The organism is Streptomyces sp. NPDC093586 (genome assembly GCF_044764905.1).
Taxonomy (GTDB): Bacteria; Actinomycetota; Actinomycetes; order Streptomycetales; family Streptomycetaceae; genus Streptomyces.
The window spans coordinates 112,875-125,249 of sequence record NZ_JBIWJA010000004.1 but is presented as its reverse complement, the minus strand read 5'-3'; the positions used below and the strand labels follow the sequence as shown (position 1 = coordinate 125,249).

Below are 12,375 nucleotides of genomic sequence, written 5' to 3'. Positions count from 1 at the left end.
TTGCCAGGGGTCCCGCGCCGCTAGTCTGGTGACGTACGGCGTGAGTCTGGTGCCGTGGTGCGACGGAAGGGACGGCATGTACGGCTGGATCTGGCGGCATCTGCCGGGGAACGCGTGGGTGAGGGCGCTGATCTCGCTCGTGCTCGTGGTGGCCGTGGTCTACGTCCTGTTCCAGTACGTCTTCCCGTGGGCCGAGCCGCTGCTTCCCTTCAACGATGTGACGGTGGACAACCAGTGAGTGCGCGCATCCTCGTCGTCGACAACTACGACAGCTTCGTCTTCAACCTGGTCCAGTACCTGTACCAACTGGGTGCCGAGTGCGAGGTGGTGCGCAACGACGAGGTGTCCACGGCGCACGCCCAGGACGGTTTCGACGGGGTGCTGCTGTCGCCGGGGCCGGGTGCGCCGGAGCAGGCGGGTGTGTGCGTCGAGATGGTGCGGCACTGCGCGGCGACCGGGGTGCCGGTCTTCGGCGTCTGTCTCGGCATGCAGTCGATGCAGGTGGCGTACGGCGGCGTGGTGGGCCGGGCGCCCGAGCTGCTGCACGGGAAGACGTCGGCGGTGGAGCACGGGGGCAAGGGCGTGTTCGCGGGTCTGCCGTCGCCGTTCACGGCGACGCGGTACCACTCGCTGGCCGCCGAGCCGGGGACCGTGCCGGCCGAGCTGGAGGTGACGGCTCGTACGCGCGACGGGATCGTGATGGGGCTGCGGCATCGGGAACTGCCCGTCGAGGGCGTGCAGTTCCATCCGGAGTCGGTGCTGACCGAGCACGGGCACCGGATGCTGGCCAACTGGCTGGTGGAGTGCGGTGACCAGGGCGCGGTGGCGAGGTCGGCGGGGCTCGCCCCGGTGGTGGGCAGGGCCACGGCGTGACCGCGCTGCGCCCCGAACGCGAGTCCGGCGCGGCCGGTGACCAGGGCGCCTCGTACGGGCAGTCGTACGGGAGTTCAGGTGCGTTCGGGGACGGTGCGTTCGGGGACGGTCGGTACGAGGGTCGCTCCTCGGGCGAGGGGGCGTACGAGGAGCCGTATGCGCCCGTCCTCGACGACGAGACCGTGGCGTTGCGGGTTCCGGATCCGCTTCCGGGGCGTACGGGGGGCGTTTTCCCCGTCGTGACGGACGGGCCGCCGCCGGGTGGTGGCCGTGCGGCCCGCAGGAAGGCCGCCAAGCGGCGCCACGGGCGGCGTGGGGGCGCTCGGCGGCCGTCGGGGGCCCAGGAGTCCGCCGAGGCGTCGAAGGCGCCGCTGTCGCGTGTGGAGGCCCGTCGCCGGGCCCGGGCGCGCAAGCCGGGCGCCGCGGTGATCGCGAGCCGGGTGATGGGCGAACTCTTCATCACGACCGGTGTGCTGATGCTGCTGTTCGTCACCTACCAGTTGTGGTGGACGAACGTGCGGGCGCACGCGCAGGCCGACAGGGCGGCGAGCAGCCTCCAGGACGACTGGGCGAGCGGCAAGCGGAATCCGGGGGCCTTCGAGCCGGGGCAGGGCTTCGCGATCCTGCACATCCCGAAGCTGGACGTGGTGGTGCCGATCGCCGAGGGCGTCAGCAGCAAGAAGGTGCTGGACCGGGGCATGGTGGGGCACTATGCCGAGGACCCGCTCAAGACGGCGATGCCGGAGGCGAAGAGCGGCAACTTCGGGTTGGCGGGTCACCGCAACACGCACGGCGAGCCGTTCCGATACATCAACAAGCTGGAGCCGGGCGATCCGATCGTCGTGGAGACGCAGGACCGGTACTTCGTCTACAAGATGTCGTCGATCCTGCCGGTGACGTCGCCGAGCAACACCAGTGTCCTCGATCCGGTGCCCAGGCAGTCGGGGTTCACGGGGCCCGGGCGCTACATCACGCTGACCACGTGCACCCCGGAGTTCACGAGCAAGTACCGGATGATCGTCTGGGGCAAGATGGTCGAGGAACGGCCGCGCAGCAAGGGCAAGCCGGATGCGCTCGTCAATTAAGGGCGGATGACCAGTGGCAGCGACCACCGACACGGATCACGAAGAGCACACCGGCGCGTCCGGCCGTCCGCCGTCCGCGGCACGCCGCCGTCGCGGCCCGGGGCGGGTCGTCGCCCTGGCCGTCAGCGTCTTCGGCGAACTCCTCATCACGGCGGGCCTGGTGCTGGGCCTGTTCGTCGTCTACTCGCTGTGGTGGACGAACGTCCTCGCCGACCGCGAGGCCGGCAAGCAGGCCGACGAGGTCCGTGACAACTGGGCCCAGCAGAGGGTCGGTCCGGACGGGCCGGGGGCGCTGGACACCAAGGCGGGCATCGGCTTCCTGCACGTGCCCGCGATGGGCAAGGGCGACATCCTGGTGGAGAAGGGCACGTCGATGAAGATCCTCAACGACGGCGTGGCCGGCTATTACACCGATCCGGTGAAATCGGAGCTCCCGACGTCGGGCAAGGAGGGCAACTTCGCGCTGGCGGCCCACCGGGACGGGCACGGGGCGAAGTTCCACAACATCCACAAGATCGAGAAGGGTGACCCGATCGTCTTCGAGACGAAGGACACCTGGTACGTGTACAAGGTCTACGGCATCCTCCCGGAGACCTCGAAGTACAACGTGAAGGTGCTCGGGGCGGTCCCCGAGGAGTCCGGGAAGACCAAGGCGGGGCACTACATCACGCTGACGACCTGCACGCCGGTGTACACGAGCCGGTACCGGTACGTGGTGTGGGGCGAGCTGGTCCGTACGGAGAAGGTGGACGGGGAGCGGACGCCGCCGGCGGAGCTGCGGTGACCGGCCTCCTCGGGGGAGGTCGGTCCCCTAACATGGTGGAGGCCCGAAGCCGCAACTTCGTCTTGCGGCTTCGGGCCACTTGCCTCGGCGCCTAACGCAGCGCCTTGAGGCGCACCCCGGCGCTCCAGGCCTCCAGCTCGTCGCGGTTCACGGTGACGACTCCGCTGAGCTTGGCGATCGCCTCGGACTCGTGGCTGAAGCCGCAGGTGGCGACGGAGAGTGCGATGTCCACGGGGTCGATGGCGCGCACCGCGCCGGCGAACTTCTGCAGGTCGGCGCTGGGTACGGTCCAGCGGCCGGCCCGGTTCTTGCACTGGACGGCCACGGTGCGTCCGTCCGGGGTGCGGCCGGTGATGTCGATGCCCCGGTCGGCGTGGGCCTTTCGGACGACGACGTCGACGCAGCCGTCGCGTCGGAGCAGCTCCGCGACGTGGTGTTCGAGCGCCTGCCAGGTCATGGCCTTGAGCGTCGCCCTGACGTCGTCGGTGGGGGTCTCTCCTTCCACGGCGGTGAGGCGCTTGTGGTGCCAGCACAGTTTGCGTTCGACGTTCTCGATGTCCTCGCGGAGCTCGATGAGCTCGCGGCGGTGCTCCCCGGAGGTGGCGATCAGGGCGTTGAACATCGGTACGACCGTCTTGCCGAGGATCTGGGTGATGCGGCGGTCGATGCGGGCGTCGAGAGTGGAGAGGTCTGTTGGGACCGGGTTTTCCACAGGCTGTGTGCGAGCCCGGTACTCCGTGTCCAGGAGGTAGACACGCACCTGACGTGCGACGTCGCTGTCGCGGAGGAGCATGGCGACGTTGAGGACGGTGCGGCGGGAAAAAAACGCCATCGAGCGTGCACGCGACTGCATCCCACTGAGGTCCTTGAAGGACCTCAGTGACTCGCCGGTCAGTAGGCGGTACCCATTGCTCTCCAGTTCCGTGCGGTGGTCCTTGACGAGGGACTTGATGGCCTCAATGCCGACCCCGAAGTACGTCGCCACCATCGCCGTCGTCACGTGCATGCCGTCCGGCAGCAGTGAGAGAGCTTTGACGCGGTCGAGTACGTCCGTGCGGCCGAGGACGCTGTTGCGCAGGGTGGGTGATTCGAGCAGGGCGGTTTCGCTGATCATGTGTCGTTTCCCTCGATCGGGTTGTGTGTCACCCCAGGTCAACGATTCATGACATATGAAGACACGACCGGTCTGTGGTGGGCGGAAACGGCAGAGCCCCGGCCCTCTGTGGAGGGCCGGGGCTCTGTCTGCTCGGTGGCGTCAGTCGTCGTGGTGGCCGAGGCCGCCGAACAAGCCGCCGCCGTTGTCACCGTTGTTGCCGTTGCCGCCGCCGGGGGCGAAGAGGGTGACCTTGTCGCCCTTCTTGACCTCCTGGCCTTCGACCGGGTTGCTCCCGATCACCACGGCGTTGTCGTCGCCGCCGCCTTCGACCTTCTCGAGCTGCAGGCCGTTCTGGGCGAGGACCTGCTTGGCCTGGCCGACGGTCATCTGGGTCACCTTCGGCATGGCGATCTTCTCTTCCGCCGGCGCCTTGGCGATCTTCACCGCGACCGTGCTGCCGCGGTCCACGTCGGTGCCCGGGCTGAAGCTCTGCTCGAAGATGGTTCCCTCGGGCTGCGCGGTGGACTCCTCCTGCGTCTGGGTGCCGAGGACGAGGCCCTTCTCCTCCAAGCGCTGCTTGGCGTCCGCCGGGCTCAGGCCCAGCAGGCTCGGCACGGTCACCTGGGAGGTCTCCCGGGCGACGGTGAGTGTGACGGTCGAGCCCTTCTCGCGGGACTCGCCGCCCGCCGGGTTCTGGGAGAGCACCGTGTCCGGTGTCTCGGTGGACTCCTTGGTCTCCTTCTCGACCTGGAAGCCCTTGTCCTTCAGGGCCTGCTCGGCGTCGGCGAAGGTCTGGCCCTCGACGTCCGGGATCTCGACCTTGGGGGCGCCGGTCGAGACGACGAGGTTGATGGTGGAGTTCTTCTTGACCTCGGTGTCCGGCTTCTGGTCCTGCGAGCAGATGTGGTTCTTGGCCTGGTCCTCGCAGGGCTTCTGCGTGAACGCCACTTCCAGGTCGGCGTTGGTCGCCCGGTTGGCGGCGTCCTGCTTGGTGAGGCCGACGAAGTTCGGTACGGGGACGTTGTCGTTGCCCACGCCCCCGCCGCCGATGGCGTACTTGCCGATGAGGATGGCGCCGACGAGGACGAGGATGCCGGCCAGGACCAGGAGGACCGTGGAGGCGCGGGACTTCTTCTGCTGGCGGCGTCGGCCGGGGCGGTCGTCGTAGCCGTAGCCGCCGTCGTCCGCGTTCATGGGCGGCAGCATGGTCGTGGCGCCCGCGCCCGCGCCGGAGTCCGAGCGCAGGGCGGTGGTCTGCTGGTCGTCGGGGTAGGCGCCGTAGCCTCCGGCGGCCATGGCGCCCAGCGCGGCGGTGGCGGCGACCGGCTGGCCGTCGAGGCAGGCCTCGATGTCGGCGCGCATCTCGTCGGCCGACTGGTAGCGGTAGTCGGGGTCCTTGACCAGGGCCTTCAGGACGATCGCGTCCATCTCGGGCGTGATCTCGGGGTCGAAGACGCTGGGTGCCTGCGGTTCCTCGCGGACGTGCTGGTAGGCGACCGCGACCGGGGAGTCGCCGACGAAGGGCGGCCGGACGGTGAGGAGCTCGTAGAGCAGGCAGCCGGTGGAGTAGAGGTCGGAGCGTGCGTCGACCTGTTCGCCCTTGGCCTGCTCCGGGGAGAGGTACTGGGCGGTGCCGATGACGGCGGAGGTCTGGGTCATCGTCATGCCGGAGTCGCCCATGGCGCGGGCGATGCCGAAGTCCATGACCTTGACCTGGCCGTTGCGGGTGAGCATGACGTTGGCCGGCTTGATGTCGCGGTGGACGATGCCGGCGCGGTGGGAGTACTCCAGGGCCTGGAGGATGCCGATGGTCATCTCCATGGCCCGCTCGGGCAGCAGTTTGCGGCCGGAGTGGAGGAGTTCACGGAGCGTGGAGCCGTCGACGTACTCCATGACGATGTACGGGATGGAGACCCCGTCGATGTAGTCCTCGCCCGTGTCGTAGACCGCGACGATCGCGGGATGGTTGAGCGAGGCGGCCGACTGGGCCTCCCGGCGGAACCGGGCCTGGAAGGACGGGTCGCGCGCGAGGTCCGCGCGGAGCGTCTTCACCGCCACGGTGCGGCCGAGCCGGGTGTCGTGCGCGAGGTAGACCTCGGCCATGCCACCACGGCCGAGCACCTGGCCCAGCTCGTACCGGCCGCCGAGGCGACGCGGCTCTTCCATGGTTACCTACCAGCCCTCTCCGTCGGTCCCGACCGGCATGCTTGTACGGTCGGAGGCTGCCGTCCGGCCTACCGTACCCGGCTCGCTCCGTGTGACCTGGCCAAGCCCGGTAGCCGATACAGGACCGGTATCGCAACGTGCGTCGATGCGAAGGGGACGTGAGCGGAGTCACGTCCCTTTTCGCGCCTGGTCACTTCTTGCTCTTGATGACGGCCTCCATCACGCTCTTCGCGATGGGTGCCGCGAGGCCGCCGCCGGAGATGTCGTCACGGTTGGCGTTCTCGTCCTCGATCACCACGGCGACGGCGACCGGCGAGCTGCCGTCGCCGGTCTTGGCGTACGAGATGAACCAGGCGTAGGGGTTCTCGCTGTTGTCGACACCGTGCTGGGCGGTACCGGTCTTGCCGCCCACGACGGCTCCGTCGATCTGTGCCTTGGTTCCCGTGCCGTCCTTGACGACGGTCTCCATCATCGACTGCAGGATCTGGGCGTTCTCCGGGGAGAGCGGCTTGCTCATCTCCTGCGGGTCCGTCTTCTCGATGGTGTCGAGGTTGGGGGCCTGGAGTTCGTCGACCATGTACGGCTTCATCAGGGTGCCGTTGTTGGCGATGGCGGAGGTGACCATGGCCATCTGCAGCGGGGTGGCGGCGGTGTTGAACTGGCCGATGGAGGAGAGCGCGACCTGCGACTTGTTCATGTCGTCGGAGAAGACGGAGGCGCTGGAGCGGACGGGGACGAACTGTTCCTCGGTGAAGCCGAACTTCTTGGCCGTCTCCAGCATCTTGTCGTTGCCGAGGTCGGAGCCGATCTTGCCGAAGACGGTGTTGCAGGAGACGCGCAGGGCCTCGCGGAGGGTGGCGTTCTCGCAGGGGAGGTCGCCCTCGTTGTTCAGCGGGGTGGTGGTGCCGGGCATGATCCACGGCAGGGGCGAGTCGGTCTTCTCGTCCGCCGACGTGTACTTGCCGTGCTCCAGGGCCGCCGCGGCGGTGACCACCTTGAAGGTGGAGCCGGGCGGGTAGACCTCGCGCAGGGCGCGGTTGAGCATCGGCTTGTCGGGGTTGTTCTTCTCGATGATCTTGTTCCAGGTCTCGCCGTCCGCCTTGCCGCCGCCGGCGATCGTGGAGGGGTCGTACGAGGGGAACGAGGCGAGCGCGAGGATCTTGCCGGTGGAGGGTTCGATGGCGGCGACGGCGCCCTTGCCGCCCTGCTTCTTCAGGCCCTGGTAGGCCGCCTTCTGCGCGGCGGCGTTGAGGGTGGTGACGACGTTGCCGCCCTCGCGCTTCTTGCCGGTGAGCATGTCGAGGGTGTTGCGGAAGAAGAGCCGGTCGTCGTTGCCGGTGAGGATGCCGTCGTCGATGTACTCGAGCTGGGAGGCGCCGTAGGCCTGGGAGACGTAACCGGTGACGGGCGCCCACATGGCGCCGTCCTTGTAGGTGCGCTTGTACTTGAAGTCGCCCTCGGTGGTGGTGTGTCCGGTGATGGCCTTGCCGTCGACGATGATGTCGCCGCGGGGGCTGGCGTAGCGCTCGATGGCGACGCGGCGGTTGTCCTCGTCGGTCTTCAGTTCGTCGGCCTTGACGTACTGGAGCCAGTTGTCGCGGATGAGGAGCGTGAGGACCAGGAGTCCGCAGAAGATCGCGATGCGGCGCAGTGGTTTGTTCACGGTCGGACCACCTGGGTCATCTCGGCGTCGGGGTTGGCGGCGGGCGCGGGGGCCGGTCGGCGTGCGGTGTCGCTGATGCGCAGCAGGATGCCGATCAGGGCCCAGTTCGCGATGACGGAGGAGCCTCCGTAGGCGAGGAAGGGCATGGTCATGCCGGTGAGGGGGATGAGGCCCATCACGCCGCCGGCGACGACGAACACCTGGAGGGCGAAGGCGCCGGACAGGCCGATGGCGAGGAGCTTGCCGAAGGGGTCGCGGGCGGCGAGGGCGGTGCGGACGCCGCGTTCGACGATGAGTGCGTAGAGCAGGAGCAGGGCCATGAGGCCGGCCAGGCCGAGTTCCTCGCCGAAGGTGGCGAGGATGAAGTCGGAGTTGGCGGCGAAGCGGATCAGCTCGGAGTGGCCCTGGCCCCAGCCGGTGCCGAGGGTGCCGCCGGAGCCGAAGGCCCACAGGGCCTGCATGGCCTGTTCGGAGTGGCCGACGACGCCCTGGCGGGACAGCATGAACTCGTGCATGGGGTCGAGCCAGGCGTCGACGCGCTGCTGGATGTGGGGTTCGAAGCTGGCCACGCCGACGGCGCCGACGGCGGACATCAGCAGGCCGAAGACGATCCAGCTGGTCCGCTCGGTGGCGACGTACAGCATGATCACGAACATGCCGAAGAACAGCAGCGAGGTGCCGAGGTCGGTCTCGAAGACGAGGATCAGGATCGAGATGACCCAGACGACGAGGATGGGGCCGAGGTCGCGGCCGCGGGGCAGGTAGAGGCCCATGAAGCGGCGGCTGGCCAGGGCGAGGGCGTCGCGCTTCACCATCAGGTAGCCGGCGAAGAAGACCGCCAGGGCGATCTTGGCGAACTCTCCGGGCTGGATGGAGAAGGAGCCGACCTGGATCCAGATCTTGGCGCCGTAGATGTTCTTGCCGAGGCCCGGTACCAGGGGGAGGAGCAGGAGGAACAGGGCGCTGACCATGGAGATGTAGGTGTAGCGCTGCAGGACGCGGTGGTCCTTGAGGAAGATCATCACGGCGACGAACAGGGCGATGCCCATCGCGGTGTACATCAGCTGGCGGGGTGCGGCGGTGCCGGCCTGTTTGATGGACTGGAGCAGTTCGGACTGGTCCAGGCGCCAGATGGCGACGAGGCCGAGGCCGTTGAGCAGGGTGGCCAGTGGCAGCAGCAGGGGGTCCGCGTAGGGCGCGAACTTGCGGACCACGAGATGGCCGACGCCGGCCAGCAGGCCGAGGCCGAGGCCGTAGCTCAGCAGTCCGGCGGGCACCTCGTCGTTGATGGCCAGGCCCACGTTGGCGTAGGCGAAGACCGGGATGACGACGGCGAACACCAGCAGGGCCAGCTCGGTGTTGCGGCGGCTGGGCGCACCGATGGAGCCGATCGTGGACGTGTGGTGCGTCGGCGTGTTGGGAGTACTGCTCATCGTGTGACGGGGCCTCTCACGGCTTGCCTACTGCTTACCGCACAGCGAGACGACCTTCTGCTCCTCCTCCGAGAGGCTGGGGCCGGGGCTGGTAGGGGGTGCGGTCGTGGACGGGGACGGGGACGATTCGGGCGTCTTCGGTGACCCCGACGCGGTCGGTGTCGGTGTGGCCTTGGACGTGAAGGAGGCGGGGGTGGTTCCCGTGGTGCCTCCGGCCTCGCCCTCGCCCGTCTTCGCGTTCTCGCTGTCCGCGGCACGCCGTTCTGCCTGCTTCTTGCAGGCGGAGGCCTGTACCGACAGCTCTTCGATCTTCGCGCGGGCGTCGTTCAGGTCGCCTTCGGCGATGGTCGACTCGACGAGTTTCTGCTGGTAGGGCGGCAGGTACTTGAGTTCGATCTCGGGGTGGTCCTTCTGGACCTTGGACAGCGAGACCCAGGCCAGGTCCTGGCTGATGCCCCGGTACAGGGCGACGTGGTCGTCGTTGGTGCCGACGTAGTACTGGGTCTGGGTCCAGCGCCAGCCGCCGTAGAGGCCGCCGCCGATGACGGCGAGGGCGAGGACGGTGTAGAGGGACCGCTTGAGCCACGGGCGGTTCCTGCGGGGCTTGGTGAAGTCGTCGTCGCCGTAGTCGCCGAAGCCGTCGGCGGGGATGTAGCCGGTGGTGTCGCCGCTGCCGGGCGGGCCGAACTCGCCGCCCCCGCCGTGTCGGCCGCCGCCCTGGCGGCCGAGGCCGGCGGCGCGGCCGGCCGGGGTCTGCATGATGCCGTTGTCGCCGAACTGGGCCTGGTTCTCGGCGACGGCGCCGACGACGACGGGCGTGTCGGAGAGCTGTCCGGCGAGGGTGTCGCCGGTGTCGAGGTCGAGGACGTCGGCGACGATGACGGTGATGTTGTCGGGGCCGCCGCCGCGCAGGGCGAGCTGGATCAGCTCCTGCACGGTCTCCTGGGGGCCCTGGTAGCTGGCGAGGGTGTCCTCGAGGGTCTGGTGGGAGACGACGCCGGAGAGTCCGTCGGAGCAGATGAGGTAGCGGTCGCCGGCCCGTACCTCGCGGATGGACAGGTCGGGTTCGACGTGGTCGCCGCTGCCGAGGGCGCGCATCAGCAGGGAGCGCTGCGGGTGGGTGCCGGCCTCCTCCTCGGTGATGCGTCCCTCGTCGACGAGGCGCTGCACCCAGGTGTGGTCCTGGGTGATCTGGGTGAGGACGCCGTCGCGCAGGAGGTAGGCGCGGGAGTCGCCGACGTGGACGAGGCCGAGGCGCTGGCCGGTCCACAGCAGGGCGGTGAGGGTGGTGCCCATGCCTTCGAGGGCGGGGTCCTCCTCGACCATGTGCCGCAGCTGGTCGTTGGCGCGCTGCACGGCGGTGCCGAGGGAGGTGAGGATGTCGGAGCCGGGCACGTCGTCGTCGAGGGCGACGATGGTGGAGATCACCTCGGAGGAGGCGACCTCTCCGGCGGCCTGGCCGCCCATGCCGTCGGCGATGGCGAGCAGGCGGGGACCGGCGTAACCGGAGTCCTCGTTGCCCTCCCGGATCATGCCCTTGTGCGATCCGGCGGCGAAACGCAGTGACAGACTCATGCGCACCTCGCCCGTCGGCTCCGACTGCAGCCGGTCGTGTCGAGCCACACTGCCCACCCTCCGGTCGGGAGCGCGCCGGGGCCCGGGGTGCCGGCCGCTGCGTGCTCGCTCCGCTCGCGCTCATTCATTGGTGTAGCACTACTTCCGCAGCTCGATGACGGTCTTGCCGATGCGGATCGGCGTCCCCGGGCCGATGGGGGTGGGGGACGTCAGCCGGGACCGGTCCAGGTAGGTGCCGTTGGTGGAGCCCAGGTCCTCGACGATCCACTGGCCGTTCTGGTCCGGGTAGATCCTGGCATGGCGGCTGGAGGCGTAGTCGTCGTCCAGCACGATCGTCGAGTCGTGCGCCCGGCCGAGCGTGATGGTCTGGCCCTGGAGGGCGACGGTGGTGCCGGTGAGGGTGCCCTCCGTCACGACGAGTTTGGTGGGAGCGTTGCGGCGGCCCCGGCCGCCGCTCGGCTGCTGGCGCTGCGGCGGGGGCGCCTGGCCCTGGCGCGCGGCCTGCTGCGGTCGTGCGGCGTCGCGGCGCGCTCCGCGCTGGGTGACCCGCGTACCGAAGAGGTCGCTGCGGATGACCTGCACGGCCACGATCACGAACAGCCACAGTACGGCGAGAAAACCCAGCCGCATGACCGTGAGGGTCAGCTCTGACATTGCCCCCGGATCACCCTTCGGCTTGCCTGTAGATAACGGTGGTGCTGCCCACGACGATCCGCGAGCCGTCGCGGAGCGTAGCGCGGGTGGTGTGCTGCCCGTCCACCACGATGCCGTTGGTGGACCCGAGATCCTGGATCGTCGAGGGCGTTCCGGTCCGGATCTCACAGTGCCGGCGGGAGACGCCGGGGTCGTCGATCCGCACGTCGGCCTCGGTGCTGCGGCCGAGGACGAGGGTCGCGCGGGAGATCTGATGGCGGGTGCCGTTGATCTCGATCCAGTGGCGGGTGCGGGTGCCGGGCGCGGGTGCGGCCGGGGGGTGCTGGGCGCCCGCGGGCTGCGGGTAGCCGTAACCGCCGGGGCGGGTGCCGGGCGGCGGGGTGGGAGGCATGGGCGGGGCGCCGGCGGGCGGGTAGCCGTAGCCGCCCGGTGCGCCGGGCCGTCCGGAGGCGGCGGGGGGCGCGGCGGGGCCCGGTCCGCCCTGCTGGTTGCTGGAGGAGGCGAGGGTGCGGCTGCGGACCCGGTACAGGCCGGTGTCGAGGTCGTCCGCCTTCTCCAGGTGGACCTTGATCGGCCCCATGAAGGTGTAGCGCTGCTGCTTGGCGTAGTCGCGCACCATTCCGGCGAGCTCGTCGCCGAGCTGGCCGGAGTAGGGGCTGAGGCGCTCGAAGTCGGGCGTGCTCAGCTCCACGATGAAGTCATTGGGTACGACGGTGCGGTCACGGTTCCAGATGGTCGCGTTGTTGTCGCATTCGCGCTGGAGCGCTCCCGCGATCTCCACGGGCTGCACCTCGGACTTGAACACCTTCGCGAAGGTGCCGTTGACCAGACCTTCGAGACGCTGCTCGAACTTCTTCAGGACTCCCATGGGGCACCTCCTCCGACGCTGCCGTCCTGTCCACTGCCTTGCGTACTGCTCGTCGTGCGGCGTGTTCGCGCACTGTCCACCTGGTACTGCTTACTGATCGTATCCACGCACCGGTCGATCGGCTGGTTCCCCCTGTCGGCCCCGTCGACGGGTGTCGACGCCTCTCGGAGTTCCCGCT

General features: G+C 69.2%; 11 protein-coding genes. 4 read left to right on the top strand and 7 right to left on the bottom strand.

Going from position 1 to position 12,375, the window contains the following annotated elements; genetic code table 11:
- Window positions 1-40: 40 nt before the first annotated feature.
- Genes ACIRFH_RS06365 through ACIRFH_RS06350 form a run of 4 tightly spaced genes read left to right on the top strand, consistent with a single transcriptional unit; the run spans window position 41 to window position 2,742 of the window.
- Window positions 41-238 carry a hypothetical protein gene (locus ACIRFH_RS06365; protein ID WP_356764829.1) on the top strand — a complete coding sequence of 66 codons (198 nt, stop codon included), beginning with the start codon at window positions 41-43 and terminating at the stop codon, window positions 236-238.
- On the top strand, window positions 235-873 hold the full coding sequence (locus tag ACIRFH_RS06360; RefSeq protein ID WP_403517452.1) for an aminodeoxychorismate/anthranilate synthase component II: 639 nt from the start codon (window positions 235-237) through the stop codon (window positions 871-873). The genes ACIRFH_RS06365 and ACIRFH_RS06360 overlap by 4 nt, the downstream gene beginning before the upstream one ends.
- Entirely contained in the window at window positions 870-1,958 is a 1,089-nt protein-coding gene (locus tag ACIRFH_RS06355) for a class E sortase (RefSeq protein WP_403517451.1), read from the top strand. Before ACIRFH_RS06360 ends, ACIRFH_RS06355 begins: the two co-directional genes overlap by 4 nt.
- A 13-nt stretch (window positions 1,959-1,971) precedes the next feature.
- Window positions 1,972-2,742: a class E sortase gene (locus tag ACIRFH_RS06350; protein ID WP_403517449.1), complete on the top strand. Its 771-nt coding sequence runs from the start codon at window positions 1,972-1,974 to the stop codon at window positions 2,740-2,742.
- Window positions 2,743-2,833: 91 nt separating this feature from the next.
- Here the strand turns inward: ACIRFH_RS06350 and ACIRFH_RS06345 are convergent, their stop codons facing one another.
- From ACIRFH_RS06345 to ACIRFH_RS06315, 7 genes are all read right to left on the bottom strand, one after another.
- Entirely contained in the window at window positions 2,834-3,856 is a 1,023-nt protein-coding gene (locus ACIRFH_RS06345) for a restriction endonuclease (RefSeq protein ID WP_403517448.1), read from the bottom strand.
- A gap of 141 nt (window positions 3,857-3,997) precedes the next feature.
- Entirely contained in the window at window positions 3,998-6,004 is a 2,007-nt protein-coding gene (pknB, locus tag ACIRFH_RS06340) for a Stk1 family PASTA domain-containing Ser/Thr kinase (RefSeq protein WP_403517446.1), read from the bottom strand.
- A 190-nt stretch (window positions 6,005-6,194) separates the two neighbouring features.
- Window positions 6,195-7,667, bottom strand: coding sequence for a peptidoglycan D,D-transpeptidase FtsI family protein (locus tag ACIRFH_RS06335; RefSeq protein ID WP_403517444.1), 1,473 nt, complete (start codon window positions 7,665-7,667; stop codon window positions 6,195-6,197).
- Window positions 7,664-9,100 carry an FtsW/RodA/SpoVE family cell cycle protein gene (locus ACIRFH_RS06330; RefSeq protein ID WP_403517442.1) on the bottom strand — a complete coding sequence of 479 codons (1,437 nt, stop codon included), beginning with the start codon at window positions 9,098-9,100 and terminating at the stop codon, window positions 7,664-7,666. The genes ACIRFH_RS06335 and ACIRFH_RS06330 overlap by 4 nt, the downstream gene beginning before the upstream one ends.
- A gap of 27 nt (window positions 9,101-9,127) precedes the next feature.
- The gene (locus tag ACIRFH_RS06325) at window positions 9,128-10,675 is read right to left on the bottom strand and encodes a Stp1/IreP family PP2C-type Ser/Thr phosphatase (RefSeq protein ID WP_403517441.1); all 1,548 of its coding nucleotides are present in this window, start codon (window positions 10,673-10,675) and stop codon (window positions 9,128-9,130) included.
- A 138-nt stretch (window positions 10,676-10,813) separates the two neighbouring features.
- A complete protein-coding gene (gene fhaB / locus ACIRFH_RS06320; RefSeq protein ID WP_403517439.1) occupies window positions 10,814-11,329 on the bottom strand; it encodes an antibiotic biosynthesis regulator FhaB in 516 nt (171 codons plus the stop codon).
- A 10-nt stretch (window positions 11,330-11,339) separates the two neighbouring features.
- The gene (locus ACIRFH_RS06315; RefSeq protein WP_403517438.1) at window positions 11,340-12,197 is read right to left on the bottom strand and encodes an FhaA domain-containing protein; all 858 of its coding nucleotides are present in this window, start codon (window positions 12,195-12,197) and stop codon (window positions 11,340-11,342) included.
- Between the last annotated feature and the right edge of the window lie 178 nt (window positions 12,198-12,375).

Coding starts and splice junctions, on each gene's coding strand:
- ACIRFH_RS06345 (WP_403517448.1), bottom strand. CDS start 3,856: ATGATCAGCGAAACCGCCCTGCTCGAATCACCCACCCTGCGCAACAGC.
- pknB (WP_403517446.1), bottom strand. CDS start 6,004: ATGGAAGAGCCGCGTCGCCTCGGCGGCCGGTACGAGCTGGGCCAGGTG.
- ACIRFH_RS06330 (WP_403517442.1), bottom strand. CDS start 9,100: ATGAGCAGTACTCCCAACACGCCGACGCACCACACGTCCACGATCGGC.
- ACIRFH_RS06325 (WP_403517441.1), bottom strand. CDS start 10,675: ATGAGTCTGTCACTGCGTTTCGCCGCCGGATCGCACAAGGGCATGATC.
- fhaB (WP_403517439.1), bottom strand. CDS start 11,329: ATGTCAGAGCTGACCCTCACGGTCATGCGGCTGGGTTTTCTCGCCGTA.
- ACIRFH_RS06315 (WP_403517438.1), bottom strand. CDS start 12,197: ATGGGAGTCCTGAAGAAGTTCGAGCAGCGTCTCGAAGGTCTGGTCAAC.